The sequence below is a fragment of the Mycobacterium sp. IDUB_24 genome, from assembly GCF_055419385.1.
Genome location: NZ_JBVAXO010000007.1, coordinates 176972 through 192432, shown reverse-complemented (window position 1 = coordinate 192432; position 15461 = coordinate 176972). Strand labels below are relative to the sequence as shown.

Genomic DNA, 15461 nt, shown 5'->3' with positions numbered 1-15461 from the left:
CCGCCCACCAGACACAAAACTGCCCCTTTTCCGAAGAAAAGGGGCAGCTTTGTGTCTGTTCGCGCTGAGCGGCTAGCTCTCCAGCGAGGCCGGGGGCAGGAAGCGGTCGCCGTACTTGGCGGCCAGCTCCTTGGCACGGGCGACGAATGCCGCCTTGCCAACACCACCGGCACCCTCGTAGCCGACGATGAACTGCGCCGAACCACCGGTGTACGGCGGGAAGCCGATACCCATGATCGAGCCGATGTTCGCGTCAGCGGTCGAGGTGAGCACGCCCTCGTCGATGCACTTCTGGGTCTCCAGTGCCTCGGCGAACAGCATGCGGTCGATCATGTCCTGCAGCGGCAGCTCGACCGAACCCGAGTTGAAGGTCTCCTTCAGTCCCGGCCACAGGCCGACGCGCTTGCCGTCGACGTACTCGTAGAAGCCGGCACCCTTCAGGCGCGACGAGCGACCGAGCTCGATCATCTTCTCGACGACGACCTCGTTCATCTGCTTCTCGTAGGTGCCGCCGGCGGCTTCGATGCCTTCCTTGGTGGCAACCGCGATCTTGTGCATGAGCTCGAGGTTCAGCTCATCCGACAGCTGCAGCGGCGCCGCCGGGTAACCGGCCTGCGAACCCGCCTGCTCGATGGACGCGGGCTCGACACCCTCGCCGAGCATGGCCAGCGCCTCGTTGACGAAGGTGCCGATGACGCGGCTGGTGAAGAAGCCGCGGCTGTCGTTGACGACGATCGGGGTCTTGCGGATGGCGAGCGTGTAATCGAACACCCGGGCCAGCGCCTCGTCAGAGGTCTTCTCGCCCTTGATGATCTCCACCAGCGGCATCTTGTCGACCGGCGAGAAGAAGTGGATGCCGATGAAGTCCTCCTGGCGCTTCACGCCGGTCGCCAGACCGGTGATCGGCAGCGTGGAGGTGTTCGAGCCGAGCAGCGCGTTGGGCTCGACGATGTCCTCGATCTCCTGGAACACCTTGTGCTTGAGTTCCTGGTTCTCGAACACAGCCTCGATCACGAAGTCGACGCCCTTGAGATCCTGCGGATCGGCCGTCGGGGTGATCTTGGCGAGCAGGGCCGCGGACTTTTCTTCGGTGGTCTTGCCTCGCTTGAGTGCCTTGGCCTCGATGGCCTCCGAGTACGCCTTGCCCTTGTCAGCAGCTTCCTGCGTGACGTCCTTGAGCACGACGTCGTAGCCGGCCTTGGCCGACACGTAGGCGATACCGGCGCCCATCATGCCCGCACCCAGCACACCGATCTTCTTGATCTCCTGCTTGGCGATGCCCTCGGGACGCGATGCGCCGCCGTTGATGGCCTGCAGGTCCAGGAAGAACGCCTGAATCATGTTCTTGGCGGTCTGGCCGGTGACCAGCGAGACGAAGTAACGGCTCTCGATGCGGCTCGCGGTGTCGAAGTCGACCTGCGCACCCTCGACCGCGGCGTCCAGGATGGCCCGCGGGGCGGGCATCGGGGCGCCCTTGAGCTGCTTGCGCAGCAGCGCCGGGAACGACGGCAGGACGGCGGCGAGCGCCGGGCTCGACGGGGTACCGCCGGGCATCTTGTAGCCCTTGACGTCCCACGGCTGGGTGTGGGCCTCGGGATTGGCCTTGATCCAAGCCTTGGCGGCGGGGACCACCTCGTCGACGGAGCCGACCAGCTCGTCCACCAGGCCGGTGTCCTTGGCCTTGGACGGGCTGAAACGGGTGCCCTGTGAGAGGACCTCCATGAAGGCCTTCTGGATACCGAACATGCGCACGGTGCGGGCGACGCCGCCACCGCCGGGCAGCAGGCCCAGGGTGACCTCGGGCAGGCCGATCTGGCTGCCCTTGACGTCCGCGGCGATGCGGTGGTTACAGGTCAGTGCGATCTCCAGGCCACCGCCGAGGGCGGCGCCGTTGATCGCGGCGACGACGGGCTTGGGCAGGGTCTCCAGCTTGCGCAGGTCAGCCTTGATGGTCTCGACCATCTCGAACGCCTCTGCGGCATCGTCGGGCCCGATGTTCATCATGCCCTTGAGGTCGCCACCGGCGAAGAAGGTCTTCTTCGCGCTGGTGATGACCACACCGGTGATCGAATCCTGCTCGGCCACAAGGCGTTCCACAGCATTGTGCATGGATTCCTTGTAGTGCTCGTTCATCACATTGGCCGAACCGGTCGGGTCGTCCAACGTCAGGGTGACGATGCCGTCGGCATCCTTGTCCCACTGAATCGTGTTCTCAGCCATTGGTCATATCTCCTAGACGCGCTCGATGATGGTGGCCACGCCCATGCCGCCGCCGATACACAGCGTGATCAGGGCACGTCGAGCGCCACGACGCTCGAGCTCGTCGACCATGGTTCCGGTGATCATGGCGCCGGTGGCGCCCAGCGGGTGGCCCATCGCGATGGCCCCACCGTTGACGTTGAGCTTCTCGTCCGGGATGTTGAGGTCCTTCTGGAACTTCAGGACGACGGAGGCGAAGGCCTCGTTGAGCTCGAACAGGTCGATGTCATCGACAGTCAGACCGGCACGGTCCAGCACCTTCTTGGTGGCCGGAGTCGGGCCGGTGAGCATGATGACCGGGTCGGCACCGCTGGTGGCGGTGGCCACGATGCGGGCGCGCGGGGTCAGGTTCTGCGATGCCCCGGCGGACTCGCTACCGATCAGCAGCAGGCCGGCGCCGTCGACGATGCCCGAGCTGTTGCCACCGGTGTGGACGTGGTTGATCTTCTCGACGTAGTGGTACTTCTGCAGCGCCACGTCGTCGAAGCCGCCCATGGCGCCCAGGCCCTCGAAGGCCGACTTGAGCTTGCCCAGATCAGCCGCGGTGGTGCCGGGACGCATGTGCTCGTCGTGGTCCAGGACGACGAGGCCGTTCTGGTCCTTGACCGGGATGACGGACTTGGCGAAGTAGCCGCCGGACCAGGCCGCAGCGGCCTTCTCCTGCGAGCGAGCCGCGTAGGCGTCGACGTCGTCACGGGAGAAGCCCTCGATGGTGGCGATCAGGTCGGCGCCGATGCCCTGCGGCACGAAGCCGATGCGGTAGTTGGTCTCCGGGTCAGAGGCCCAGGCACCACCGTCGGAGCCCATCGGGACGCGGCTCATCGACTCGACGCCACCGGCCAGCACCAGGTCGTCCCAACCGGACCGCACCTTCTGGGCGGCCAGGTTGACGGCTTCCAAGCCCGAGGCGCAGAAGCGGTTGAGCTGGAATCCACCGGTGGTCTCGGGCAGCTTGGCCACCAGGCCGGCGGTGCGGGCGATGTCGCCGCCCTGGTCTCCGACCGGGGAGACGACGCCCAGAATGACGTCGCTGATCAGGTTCTCGTCCAGATCGGGGTAACGGCTGCGGATCTCTTGGATCAGGCCGACAACCAGGTTGACCGGCTTGATCTCGTTGAGTGCGCCGCCGCGCTGCTTGCCACGGGGCGTACGGATCGCCTCGTAGATGAAGGCTTCTTCGGACATGTCTGCTCCCCTGCCGTATCGGCGTCCAGGTTCAGGTTGGGTTGTGGAACCGCCCAGCGAATGTGGGCAGTCCTCTGAACGGCAGCGTAGCAGCCTCGCCCAACCCGTTGGTTGGGCCTGTGCTCAGCATCATCTTCGGACAGGTGGCGGCCCAACCCTGTCGCGGATTTCTACCGCTGGGCTGTGCCACGCGTATCGCAGCGACCGATACGTGGAAACCGGCGTATCACCAGGCAACGCCTCACCCTTACGCGTCACCGTTTTCGACGCCTGGGCTGCCCCCACGAAATTCAGCGACCCTCAGGTAGAAAACGACGTGAAGGCGGCGAAGGCGGCGAAGGTCACGCCGAGCGGGGCGCCTCGATCTCGATCAGCGACGGGTAATCGGTGTAACCGATCGGCCCGGACGCATAGAAGGTCGACACGTCGGGCTCGTTGAGTTCGGCACCCAGGATCAGCCGGTCGATCAGATCCGGGTTCGCCAGGAAGGCCCGCCCCACCGCGGCCGCGCTGATCGCGCCCCACTCCGCATAACCCTCGAGCGCAGAGAAGTCGGTGCCGGTGCCACGGCCGGTATTGAGGACGAACGTCCCCGACCACAAAGCGCGGATGACGCCGAAGGTCCGGGTTGCCGGGTCGATGAGCACGTGCAGGTAGGCCAGTCCCAGCGGAGCGATCCGCTCCAGCAGCGCCTCATAGGTGCTGACCGTGTCGTCTTCCCGCATATCTCCGGCGGTGTTTCCGGGAGAGATCCGCAGCCCCACCCGGCCGGCGCCGATCTCTTCGACCACTGCCTCGACCACCTCGGCGGTCACCCGGGCCCGGTTCTCCGCCGAACCGCCGTAGGCATCGGTGCGCTGGTTGACCACATCCGAGGCGAACTGGTGCAGCAGGTAGCCGTTGGCGCCATGGATCTCGACACCGTCCATGCCGGCGTCGATCGCCCGGCGTGCAGCAGCCCGGAACTGCTCGACGATCGCCGGGATCTCGGCGATATCCAGTGCCCGCGGGATCTGCAGCGGCTTCTTGCCGGTGGGTGTGTGGGTGACCACCTGGGCGGTGATCGCCGAGGGTGCGACGGGTTCGAATCCGCTGATGTCGGGGTGCGCCATCCGGCCGACGTGCCACAACTGGACGAACATCTTGCCGCCGGCGGCGTGCACCGAGTCCGCGATCTCGGCCCAGCCGTGCTGATGGCGGTCGGTGTAGATGCCGGGGGTGTTCATGTAGGCGCCGTTGGCGGTCTCGGCAACCGCGGTGGCCTCGCTGATGATCACGCCCGCACCGGCACGTTGCGTGTAGTACTTCGCAGCCAGCGGCGACGGGGTGCCGTCGGCGTCGGCACGCGAACGCGTCAGCGGCGCCATGAACAGACGGTTGGCGGCATCGGTGTCACCGACCTGGATCGGCTGAAGCAAAGCGGCGTCGGAGGCGAGTCGGAACGTAGCGGCAGTCACGGTGCAGGTAACGGACGAATCCCGCCGGTTCATTCCCGCAAGGCTTGCCGAGCGTGCGCTCAGATCACGGATTCGACGTATTTCACGCCCTGCAGGCACGCTCGATCGTCGAACTGCACCTACGCTCGACCAACATGACCGTCCGCAGACTGCAGCCCTATGCCGTCACCGTCTTCGCGGAGATGTCTGCGCTGGCCGCCCGGCTGGGCGCGGTCAACCTGGGTCAGGGGTTCCCGGACGAGGATGGCCCGGCGGAGATGCTGAAAGTGGCGCAGAACGCGATCGCGGAAGGCCACAACCAGTACCCGCCCGGCCTGGGTATCCCCGAGTTACGCCACGCGATCGCCGCGCAACGCAAACGCCACTACGGCATCGAGTACAACCCCGACACCGAGGTGCTGGTGACCGTCGGCGCCACCGAGGCCATCGCCGCATCGGTCCTCGGCCTGGTCGAGCCGGGCTCAGAGATACTGGTGATCGAGCCGTTCTACGACTCCTACTCCCCCGTGATCGCCATGGCCGGGTGCGTGCGCACCGCCGTACCGCTGGTCGCCGACGGTGCCGGATTCAGGATCGACACCGACGGTTTACGCCGGGCCGTCACGCCCAAGACACGCGCGCTGATCCTCAACTCCCCGCACAATCCCACGGGCGCGGTGGCCTCCGACGCCGAGTTGCGCGCCGTCGCGGCGCTGGCCATCGAGCACGACCTGCTGGTGATCACCGACGAGGTGTACGAGCAACTGGTGTTCGGTGTCGCGCACCTGCCGCTGGCCGGCTATCCCGGCATGGCCGAGCGCACCGTGACCATTTCCAGCGCGGCCAAGATGTTCAACGTCACCGGGTGGAAGATCGGCTGGGCCTGTGGCCCTGCCGAACTCATCGCCGGGGTACGTGCCGCCAAGCAGTACCTCAGCTATGTGGGTGGTAGCCCCTTCCAGCCGGCGGTGGCCCACGCGCTCAATCACGAGGACGGCTGGGTGGCCGACCTGCGGGAGGCATTCCAGGCCAAACGGGACCGGTTGGGCAAAGCGTTGGGCGACATCGGGTTCGAGGTACACGACAGCCGCGGAACCTACTTCCTGTGCGCCGACCCACGGCCACTGGGCTATTCGGACTCCACGCAGTTCTGTGCCGAGTTGCCACACAAGGCCGGGGTGGCGGCGATCCCGATGTCAGCTTTCTGCGACCCCGAGGCACCGCACGCCGATCTGTGGAATCACTTGGTGCGCTTCGCTTTCTGTAAGCGTGACGACACCATGGAGGAGGCGATCCGCCGGCTGGGCGTGTTGCGAAGGCGCTGACCGCGCGCCACGCAACCGGATTCCCACCGACGGCTAGGGCAGTGTGGCGGCCACCGCCCACAGCGCGGCCAGATCCTCCGGCTCGGTCCGGATGGGACTGAGCGCCACATCCGTGGCGCCGGCGTCGAGATAACGCTGCAACTGCGTGCGGACCTGCGCCGCTGTCCCGATCGCCGCCAGCTCAGCGACATTCGAAAGCCGTTCGCGGGCAATCACTTTCTGGTATGAGGGGATGGTCTCGTAGAACGCCAGCTTGTCGGCAGCCGCGGCACGGGCCGCGTCCGCATCGTCGTCGACCAGTGCCGGCACCATGGCGACCACCTTCGGCTGCGGCCGGCCCGCCGCGGTGGCCGCCGCGGTGATCGTCGGCACGATGAACTCCCCCACCGTGCGCGGCCCCGCCAGGTACGGCAATGTCCCGTCAGCGAATTCACCGGTCACCCGAAGGGCTTTCGGCCCCATGGCGGCCACGTACACCGGGACCGGGGCGCCGCCCGGGACGTGCACCGGCCACTCCGGGCTCGCGGTGAACTCAGTGCCGTGGAAGTCGACCGCACCGTCGTGGAGGATCGCTCGGAGCACCTGGAGGTGCTCCCGTAACCGGCCCACCGGATCCGGCCACACCGTGCCGAAGGCCTGTTGCTCTGGGGCGTGCGACCCGAGGCCGAGACCCAGTGTGAAGTTGCCGTGCGTGCCGGCCTGCGCAGTCTGCGCCGCCGACGCCACCACGAGCGGATGCCGGGGATTGAGCGGCACCACCGAGGTGCCGACGCCGAGACCGGGCACCGCGGACCCGATCAACGCGGCCAGCGTGATGGCGTCGATGTCGAATTGCTGGGCCACCCAAATCTGGCGGACGCCGGCCGCATACGCAGTGCGGGCTTGCGAGATGGCGGCGTCGACGACATTGGGGGCGGACGGGTTCAGGGCGAGGATGACTCCGGTCGGCATACCCCCACCAACCGGCAGAGCAGTCGAGGCTATTCCGTTCTGATCACGGTGCGCACAACGCTGGAGAGTTACGAACTCGACAGGCGACGCTCACCGGTGGCGTGAGGTCTTCATGACGCGCTGACGCAGCCGCTCGATGGCCACATCGAGAACGAGTGTCTTTGCGCGCTTGATGAGGAACTCCGGGACCGGTATTGCGAGGTCGACGATGACGTCGAACCGCACCCGCGTCCGGTCCACCTCGGGCGTCAGGTTGTACTCCACGTGCTGACCGCGCTGCTGGAGGTTCGCTTCGGCATCCCAGACCATCCAGTTGTCGCCCCAGTGGAACTCGAGCAGCTCTTTGTCCGTGATGCCCATCAACCGCATCGTGGCCTTGACGTGGTGAGGCCTGCCGTCGGGATAGCGGTCGATCACCTTGACGCGCCGGTGCACCGCAGACCAGGACGGCAGCGCGTCGACGTCGGCGAGCACCTCCATGATCGCCTCCGGCGAGGCGTCGAAGACCGCCTCGCGTGATGCCTGTACGGCCACGCCCCAAATCTAGCGAAGTGCGCCGCCCAATGCTGCGGTTCTCGGCTTTGAGAACCGCCGACAATCAGTTGGGTTGCCGCGCAACGATCACCGGCGCCGTGGATGAATGCACCACGGCGGAACTGACTGAGCCGAGCAGCATCCCGGCGAATCCACCGCGACCCCGGTTACCGACCACCACGAGCTGCGCGGTTTCGGCCTGGGCCAGCAGTTGTCGGGCCGGCTCGTCGGGCATGACCACCCGCCGGACCGCGACATCGGGATACCGCTCGCCCCACCCGGCGAGCTGTTCAGCCAGTGCACGCTCGGCCTCGGCGCTCAGATCGTCCCACTTGACGGCAGGGAACTCGAAGTTCAGGTCCGTCCAGGTATGAAGGACCACGAGCTCCACACCGCGCCGCGACGCCTCGTCGAACGCGATGGCGGTGGCAAGATCAGATGCGGGTGACCCGTCGACCCCGACCACCACGGGCGCCGTTGTCGGGCGTTCGTCCTGGGGAATCACCGCCACCGGACCGTGGGCGTGGTGCGCCAGGCTCGAGCTCACCGATCCGAGCAACCGGCGACCCCACTTGCTCAGGCCGCGGGAACCCACGACCACCAGATCGGCACGTCGCGAGTACTCGATCAGCGTCGCAACCGCATGCCCCGGAACAGCTTTGGTGACGATATTTAGCGGGTGCGCCCCGGCAGCCCCCCTTGCGACCTGTTGGGCCGCATCGAGTACTTCCTGACCCAGCTGGCCCTGATAGTCCCAATAATCCTGGGGCAGAGCCACATCCAACCAGACTGGCGACATCGCGCCCGGCAGTGCATGCACCAAGGTGAGCTCCACGCTCCTCAAGGCCGCATCCCGCGCAGCCCACGCCACTGCACTGTCCGATGCCGGCGACCCGTCAACCCCGACGACGATGCCGCGCCGAGCGTCGTGCTCACTCATGCGAATCTCCTTGTGCCCGACAGATCATCACCGGCACCGGGCTGTGGTGCAGCAGGTTGAGACTCGTCGAGCCCAGCAGCACACCAGCCAGCGCATTGCGCCCGCGCGACCCGACCACCACAAGCCCGGAGTCGTTGACGTGCTTCAACAACGCCTTGCCGGGCGAGTCCGGCTCGATGAAGCACTTGGCGGTGACGGCGGGATGGCGTTTGTCGTGGGCGTCGACGGTCTCGGTCAGGGCCGCCAGTTCGGCGGACTCCACGCCATCCCAGTCGATCAGCAACGGGATGGTGACACCGGTCTCTGCCGGAGCGGCCAAGGACAACGAGCGCACTGCATTGACCTCCAGCCCGAACCGATCGGCGAACTCGAATGCCGTCGCCAGCGCGACCTGCGCCGCGGGGCTGTCGTCGACCCCGACGACGACCGGGCCGTCCCCCGGGGAGATGTGGTCCCCGCGGAAGGCGACCACCGGGCAGGCGGCCCGCGTCGCCACGGCAAGCGCCGTCGACCCGATCAGCAGGGCCGCCGCCGGGGTCACCGTCTTACCGCCGAGGACGACGAGGCGGGCCTCCCGGCTGGCCTCGATCAACACCTGGTCGGCGGGTTCGTTGAACGAGACCGTGGACACCGAGAGCTCGGGATGATCGGCTCGGACGGCCTCATCCGCGGCCTTGAGGAACGCCTCGGCCATGTCGCGCTGGTACGACATCATCGCCGCGGTCAGGGCGGCCGCCGTCTGGGTCAGATTGCGGCCGATGGACGGCAAGGCGTGCACGATGCGCAGCGGTGCGCCGAGCCGCGCGGCGACCGCGCCGGCCCAGCGCGCCGCATTGAGCGCGCCGTCGCTGCCGTTGATTCCGACTACTACTGGTGCATCCGATGCTGCGTCCGAGGAAGTCACACCCTCATCGTGTCTGCTTCACGACGCGTTGGCCAGGGCACAAAGGCCCTAGGTGCCGGTCAGGTCCAGCCGATGTCGGCGATGTCGGTGCTCGACTGCGGCGGGCGGCCGGGCGTTCCGGGCGGCGTCCGCGAGAACCGCGGGGCGGGGGCCGCCTGGGCGACACCGTCCACGGTGACCAGGGTCGACCGGGCCAGCAGATGCTCGCCTTCGGCAGCCTCACCCCACGTGAGCACCGGCGTCACGCACGCATCGGTACCCGCGAAGATCTCGGTCCACTCGTCGCGGGTCTTGGTCGCGAACCGCTCGGTGAAGATGGCCCGCATCTCGTCGTACCGGGCGAGTTCGAACTGGCCGGGGATCTCGGCGGCGTCCAGGCCGAGCCCGGCCACCAGCTTTGCGAAGAACTGCGGCTCGATCGAACCGACTGCCATGTAGCCGCCGTCGGAGGTCTCGTAGGTCCGGTAGTACGGAGCTCCGCCATCGAGCAGGAACGACTCGCGTTCGTCGCGCAACGATCCGGTGGCCCGCATCGTCCACATCATCTGCGCCAGCATGCTGACTCCGTCGACCATCGCGGCATCGATCACCTGCCCCTTGCCGGAGCGTTCCCGTTCGTACAGCGCGGTGACGATGCCGATCAGCACCAGCATCGAGCCGCCGCCGAAATCGGCGACCAAATTGAGCGGGGCCACCGGTGGGCGGTCGCGGTAGCCGATCGCGCTCAGGGCACCGGTCTGGGACAAGTAGTTGATGTCGTGGCCCGCGGTGGTGGCCAGCGGCCCGTCCTGGCCCCAGCCGGTGATCCGGGCGAAGATCAGCCGCGGGTTGACGGCCTCACACTCGGCCGGCCCGATGCCGAGACGTTCGCAGGTGCCGGGACGGAAACAGTCCAGCAGCACATCGGCTTTGGTGACCAAGTCCAGCAGCTTGCCCGGTTCGTTCTTCACATCAAGGTCGACGATGCGCTTGCCGCGGTGCATCAGATCGACGTTCTCGGCGGGCATGGTCAACCCACCGGGACGGCGCACCCGCACCACGTCGGCACCCAGGTCCGAGAGCATCATCGCGGCATGTGGTCCGGGGCCGATGCCCCCGAGTTCGATAACTCGCACTCCAGCGAGCGGTCCGGTGTTGGTCATGCGAGGCACACTAAGGCATGGGCGAAAACGGCTACACCGTCGGCGACTACCTGCTGGACCGGCTTGCCGAACTGGGGGTGACCGAGGTTTTCGGCGTCCCCGGCGATTATCAGCTGGAGTTCCTCGACCACATCCTCGCCCACCCGACGCTCCGCTGGGTGGGCGGCGCCAACGAGCTCAACGCCGGCTATGCCGCCGATGGCTACGGCCGGCTGCGCGGCATGGCCGCCCTGGTCACCACATTCGGGGTCGGTGAGTTGTCGGCGGCGAATGCGATTGCCGGCAGTTACGCCGAACACGTACCGGTGGTGCACATCGTCGGCGCGCCGTCCAAGGATTCCCAGGCGGCCCGGCGGATCGTGCACCACACCCTGGGCGACGGGGACTTCGAGCACTTCCTGCGGATCAGCCGCGAGATCACCTGTGCTCAAGCGAATCTGGTGCCCGCGACGGCGACTCGCGAGATCGACCGGGTGCTCTCCGAGGTACGCGAGCAGAAGCGGCCCGGCTACCTGTTACTCGCGACGGATGTCGCCCGGTTCCCCACCGAGCCTCCTGCCGCATCGCTGCCCCGCTACACCGGCGGCACCAGTCCACGCGCACTGTCGATGTTCACCGCAGCGGCCGCCGAGTTGATCGGCGAGCACCGGCTGACCGTACTCGCCGATTTCCTGGTACACCGGATGGACTGCGTCGACGAGCTCAGTGCGCTGCTCGCGGCCGACACGGTCGGGCACGCCACGTTGATGTGGGGCAAAAGCTTGGTCGACGAGAGCTCACCCAACTATCTGGGGATCTATGCCGGTGCGGCCAGCGAGGTTTCGGTGCGCGAGGCCATCGAGGACGCCCCGGTACTGGTGACCGCGGGCGTGCTGTTCACCGACATGGTCAGCGGATTCTTCAGCCAGCGCATCGACCCGACCCGCACCATCGACATCGGGGTCAACCAGAGCGTGGTGGCCGGACAGGTCTATGCCCCGCTGGACATGTCGGCCGCACTCGACGCCGTCACCGCGATCCTCACCGAACGCGGCATCACCTCACCGGCACTGCCCCCACTCCCCACGCGGACGCACACCGAGCCGCCCGGGCGCGATGCCGCGGTGACCCAGGAAGCCCTGTGGGACAGGCTTTCTGAGGCACTCACACCCGGTAATGTCGTACTCGCCGATCAGGGTACGTCGTTCTACGGAATGGCCGGACACCGATTGGCCTCGGGAGTGACGTTCATCGGCCAACCGCTGTGGGGTTCGATCGGCTACACACTGCCCGCCGCAGTCGGTGCCGGACTCGCCGACCGGGACCGCCGGACGGTTCTGCTGATCGGCGACGGCGCCGCGCAGCTGACCATCCAGGAGCTCGGGGTGTTCGGCCGGGAGGGCCTGGCCCCTGTCGTGGTGGTGGTCAACAACGACGGCTACACCGTCGAACGCGCAATCCACGGTGTCACAGCCGAATACAACGACATCACCGGATGGCGCTGGACCGAACTGCCCGCGGCGCTGGGCGTCGCCGATGCGCTCACCTTCCGCGCCAGCACCTACGGCGAACTCGACGATGCGCTCACTGCCGCGGCAAACACGCCGGAGCGCATGGTGTTCCTCGAGGTGATGCTGGGCCGGATGGACATCCCGCCGCTGTTGACCGAGTTGGCGCAGTCCGCCTCGGACGCCAACGCGAGCTGACGGGACTACCCCTTTTTGACCTTGAGCACCTGCTTGCGCAGGCCTTCGGTGGCGGTCTCGACGCCGCCCTTCATGGTCCGCTTCAGGATGAAGCCCGGCAGCGGCACCGACAGATCGATGGTGATGTCGAACCGGACCTTGGTCTTGTCACCATCGGGGGTCAGGGTGTAGCTGGCGTCCTGGGCTTTGAGCTGGCCGGCGCTCACCAGCGTCCAGCTGACCTTGTTCTCGCTCCAGGTGTATTCGATCACCTGCTCATCGGTCAGCCCGGCAGCCTTGACCGTCATCTTCACCTGCTTGGGCCGTCCGTCGTCGTAGGACTCGAGGATCTCCGCGCGCTGGTACTGCGGCGACCAGGTCGGCGTCGCCTCGACATCGGCGACGACGTCGAGGATCTCCTGCGGGGTCGCCTCGATCACTACTTCACGGGAATCGCTGGTTGCCATGCGGCGAGATTACCCGGGGCTACGCTCACCGATATGAGTAATCCCGTCGATCCGACCGCCCTGCCCAGCGGACCCGGATGTGCAGAGTGCACCGCCGACGGAGGGTGGTGGGTGCATCTGCGGCGCTGCGCGGCGTGCGGGCATATCGGTTGCTGTGACGATTCGCTGGCCCGTCACGCCTCGGCGCACTGGCGTGCAAGCGGGCATTCCATCATCCGCTCGTTCGAACCGGGCGAGGACTGGTTCTGGGACTTCGAGACCAACCAGTACTACGACGGGCCCGAGCTCGCGCCGCCGCAGCATCGCCCGGAAGATCAGCCGGTGCCCGGACCGCAGGGCCGCGTGCCCGAGGACTGGGCCGAGCAGCTGAACAACCGTTAGACGCCCAGCACCGCCTTGGCGGCGTTGTAGCCGGGGATGAAGGTGATTCCCGGGCCACCGTGGCATCCCGCGCTGGCCAGAAACAGACCGTCGATGGGAATCGGTTGACCGACATACCCATTGGGTCCGGGGCGATTGGGCCCCATCTGCTCGGGATGGATCAGACCGTGGCAGTAGTCGCCGCCCGGCGCGCCGAACATCGTTCCCATGTGACGCGGCGTGAAGGTGGTGTGCCGGAGGATCCGCCGTTCGAAATCCGGTGCCAGTCGGGTGATCTTCTCGATGACCCGCCGGCCCATCTCGTCTTTGAGCTCACCGTAACCAGATGCCGACTCTTCGACCGGAAACCACAGCGCGAACGCCGAGGCGGCATGCTTACCCGCCGGGGCCAGCGTCGGATCGTGGGCCGACGGGATCTGGAAGGCGATCGCGGGATCGGCAGGAACGATCCCGCGGCGGGCATCCTGCCACTGCTGCTGCAGTTCTTCGGGAGTACTGAAAATGCCGATGGCAGCCTGCATTTCAGGGTCATTGAGCAATTCGTACGGCGCGTCGAAGGTGGGGGCTCCGTCGAGAGCGAAATGCATCTGCAGATAGCTGCCGCGATGGTCGATTCGGGTGAACCGCTCACGCACCTCGGCCGGGAGCGCCTCGGGATCGATCAGCTTGGTGACCGTGGTGTCCGGGGCGATCGCCGATACCACCACGGGTGCGGTGATCGTGGTGCCGTCGGCCAGTCGCACTCCGGTGATCCGGCCGTCGTCGACCGATATCCGGTCGACGCTGCTGCGCAACCGCAGTTCACCTCCGGCGTCGGTCAGCAGGGCGTGCAGATGTTCGGTCAGGGCACCGATACCGCCCGCCAGTTTCTTCATCAGCACGGCGTTCTCGTCGGGCACCGCCAGGCCATAGGCCAGGGCGGCGGCGCTGCCCGGCGTCTCGGGCCCGCGGTAGGTGGTGTTGACCGCCAGGAACGCCAGCATGCCGCGCAACGCACCGTGCTTGTCCTTGTCCGGCAGGTAACGGTCCAGGACATCGCTGACCGACCCGAACAGCAGGTCGTCGATGGCTGACCGCTCGGATTCTGTTGCTGCGCAGGCATACATCTCGTCGAGCGTGCGGGGCGGACGGCCCGCATCGAACCGGCCGAGCGCTCGGGTGGGGGCCAGGCTCCAGGCCATCAGGCCCGCCATGCCGGCCACCGCGTCGGCGCCGTGAACCTCACCCAGGTGGCCGAGCATCTTCATCGGGTCGGCGTAGTAAACGACCGGCGGGTCACCGATTCCGCGTAGCGAAACCGACATGACCTCCAGGTCCACCGTCGGCAAGGTGTCCAGACCGAGCTCTGCGCTGACCACGGCCGAGGTGGGGAACTGCAGAGAGCCGGCGATCTCGAACCGGTAGCCGTCGAACAACTCCACGGTCGAGGCCATCCCACCGGCGTATCGCTTGGCCTCCAGGCACAGGGTGCGCTTTCCGGCCCGCGCCAACAGGGCCGCCGCAGCCAGCCCGTTGTGCCCGGCGCCGATCACGATCGCGTCGTAGTCCGCCATCGCTTGAGGCTGACACCGAGCGCGATGTTTTGTCAATATTGACAAAACATCAATCAAGCCCGGTGCGCAGCGCCTCCAAGGCGGTCCGGCACATCCGCGCCAGTTCGGGCAATGAACGCTCTCCCGCCTTGTCGCCGACCATCCACAACTCCATGGCACCGAACACCGCGGCCGCAACGCATCTGGCCGTGACCACGACCCGCAGTCCGTCGTCGCCGTGCGGTACCGCACCGCGGCGCGCCACCAGCACCTCGGCGACCGCGTCGGCGAAGTCGGATTCGACCTGCCGGATGTGCCGCACGATCCGGTCCGGGTCGAGCTCCGCCGCGCGCATCCCGGCGATCTTGGTCACCGCGTCGACGTCATACGGGAAGGCCAGGACCGCGGATTGCACCGAATCGAGGATCGATTCGGTCGCCGGACGCTCGGCCAGCGCGGCGCGAAACCAGTGCAGGCCGGCGTCGTAGTCCGCGAACAACAGGTCGTGTTTGGACGTGAAATGCCGGTAGAACGTGCGCAGGGAGACCCCGGCGTCGGCGGCGATCTGTTCGGCCGAGGTGTCCTCGACCCCTTGGGCCAGGAATCGCACCAACGCGGCCTGACGCAGCGCCTCGCGCGTGCGCCCACTGCGCGCGGTCTGCGCGGACCTGGCCATGGGAGTGAAGTTACCGCATCACGCCGCGATCCCTGGTCGCCGAGAAATGTCAATATTGACAAAAC

14 protein-coding genes are annotated in these 15461 nt (G+C 67.0%); 3 read left to right on the top strand and 11 right to left on the bottom strand.

Annotated elements, in window-relative coordinates; translation table 11 throughout:
- Positions 1-72 precede the first annotated feature (72 nt).
- The 3 genes from ACZYZF_RS23595 to ACZYZF_RS23585 all read right to left on the bottom strand — a co-directional run bounded on the left by ACZYZF_RS23595 (position 73) and on the right by ACZYZF_RS23585 (position 4934).
- The gene (locus ACZYZF_RS23595; RefSeq protein WP_463836955.1) at positions 73-2220 is read right to left on the bottom strand and encodes a 3-hydroxyacyl-CoA dehydrogenase NAD-binding domain-containing protein; all 2148 of its coding nucleotides are present in this window, start codon (positions 2218-2220) and stop codon (positions 73-75) included.
- 12 nt (positions 2221-2232) lie between these two features.
- Positions 2233-3444: an acetyl-CoA C-acetyltransferase gene (locus ACZYZF_RS23590; protein ID WP_463836954.1), complete on the bottom strand. Its 1212-nt coding sequence runs from the start codon at positions 3442-3444 to the stop codon at positions 2233-2235.
- A gap of 341 nt (positions 3445-3785) precedes the next feature.
- Complete coding sequence (locus ACZYZF_RS23585; RefSeq protein ID WP_463836953.1) at positions 3786-4934, bottom strand: alkene reductase; 1149 nt, start codon at positions 4932-4934, stop codon at positions 3786-3788.
- A 101-nt stretch (positions 4935-5035) separates the two neighbouring features.
- Between ACZYZF_RS23585 and ACZYZF_RS23580 the strand changes: the two genes are divergently transcribed.
- Complete coding sequence (locus tag ACZYZF_RS23580; RefSeq protein WP_463837124.1) at positions 5036-6205, top strand: pyridoxal phosphate-dependent aminotransferase; 1170 nt, start codon at positions 5036-5038, stop codon at positions 6203-6205.
- A gap of 33 nt (positions 6206-6238) precedes the next feature.
- Here ACZYZF_RS23580 and ACZYZF_RS23575 read toward each other — a convergent pair whose 3' ends face one another.
- The 5 genes from ACZYZF_RS23575 to ACZYZF_RS23555 all read right to left on the bottom strand — a co-directional run bounded on the left by ACZYZF_RS23575 (position 6239) and on the right by ACZYZF_RS23555 (position 10676).
- Complete coding sequence (locus ACZYZF_RS23575; RefSeq protein ID WP_463747088.1) at positions 6239-7156, bottom strand: LLM class F420-dependent oxidoreductase; 918 nt, start codon at positions 7154-7156, stop codon at positions 6239-6241.
- Positions 7157-7246: 90 nt separating this feature from the next.
- Positions 7247-7690, bottom strand: a complete 444-nt coding sequence (locus ACZYZF_RS23570) for an SRPBCC family protein (protein WP_463747087.1) — start codon at positions 7688-7690, stop codon at positions 7247-7249.
- Between the two features lie 64 nt (positions 7691-7754).
- Positions 7755-8630, bottom strand: a complete 876-nt coding sequence (locus tag ACZYZF_RS23565; protein WP_463836952.1) for a universal stress protein — start codon at positions 8628-8630, stop codon at positions 7755-7757.
- Positions 8623-9534, bottom strand: coding sequence for a universal stress protein (locus tag ACZYZF_RS23560; RefSeq protein ID WP_463747085.1), 912 nt, complete (start codon positions 9532-9534; stop codon positions 8623-8625). The genes ACZYZF_RS23565 and ACZYZF_RS23560 overlap by 8 nt, the downstream gene beginning before the upstream one ends.
- A 59-nt stretch (positions 9535-9593) precedes the next feature.
- Positions 9594-10676, bottom strand: a complete 1083-nt coding sequence (locus ACZYZF_RS23555; RefSeq protein WP_463836951.1) for a CaiB/BaiF CoA transferase family protein — start codon at positions 10674-10676, stop codon at positions 9594-9596.
- A 17-nt stretch (positions 10677-10693) separates the two neighbouring features.
- On the opposite strand from ACZYZF_RS23555, the gene ACZYZF_RS23550 reads away from it, so the two are divergent.
- Positions 10694-12361 carry an alpha-keto acid decarboxylase family protein gene (locus ACZYZF_RS23550; RefSeq protein ID WP_463836950.1) on the top strand — a complete coding sequence of 556 codons (1668 nt, stop codon included), beginning with the start codon at positions 10694-10696 and terminating at the stop codon, positions 12359-12361.
- Between the two features lie 5 nt (positions 12362-12366).
- On the opposite strand, the gene ACZYZF_RS23545 is transcribed toward ACZYZF_RS23550, so the two are convergent.
- The gene (locus ACZYZF_RS23545) at positions 12367-12807 is read right to left on the bottom strand and encodes an SRPBCC family protein (RefSeq protein ID WP_054601262.1); all 441 of its coding nucleotides are present in this window, start codon (positions 12805-12807) and stop codon (positions 12367-12369) included.
- Positions 12808-12840: 33 nt separating this feature from the next.
- On the opposite strand from ACZYZF_RS23545, the gene ACZYZF_RS23540 reads away from it, so the two are divergent.
- A complete protein-coding gene (locus ACZYZF_RS23540; RefSeq protein ID WP_463836949.1) occupies positions 12841-13188 on the top strand; it encodes a UBP-type zinc finger domain-containing protein in 348 nt (115 codons plus the stop codon).
- Here ACZYZF_RS23540 and ACZYZF_RS23535 read toward each other — a convergent pair.
- Both ACZYZF_RS23535 and ACZYZF_RS23530 read right to left on the bottom strand, forming a co-directional pair.
- A complete protein-coding gene (locus tag ACZYZF_RS23535; RefSeq protein WP_463836948.1) occupies positions 13185-14741 on the bottom strand; it encodes a phytoene desaturase family protein in 1557 nt (518 codons plus the stop codon). The genes ACZYZF_RS23540 and ACZYZF_RS23535 overlap by 4 nt on opposite strands.
- 49 nt (positions 14742-14790) lie before the next feature.
- Positions 14791-15396 (bottom strand): TetR/AcrR family transcriptional regulator, encoded by a 606-nt coding sequence (locus ACZYZF_RS23530; protein WP_463747080.1) that lies wholly within the window; start codon positions 15394-15396, stop codon positions 14791-14793.
- Positions 15397-15461: the final 65 nt, after the last annotated feature.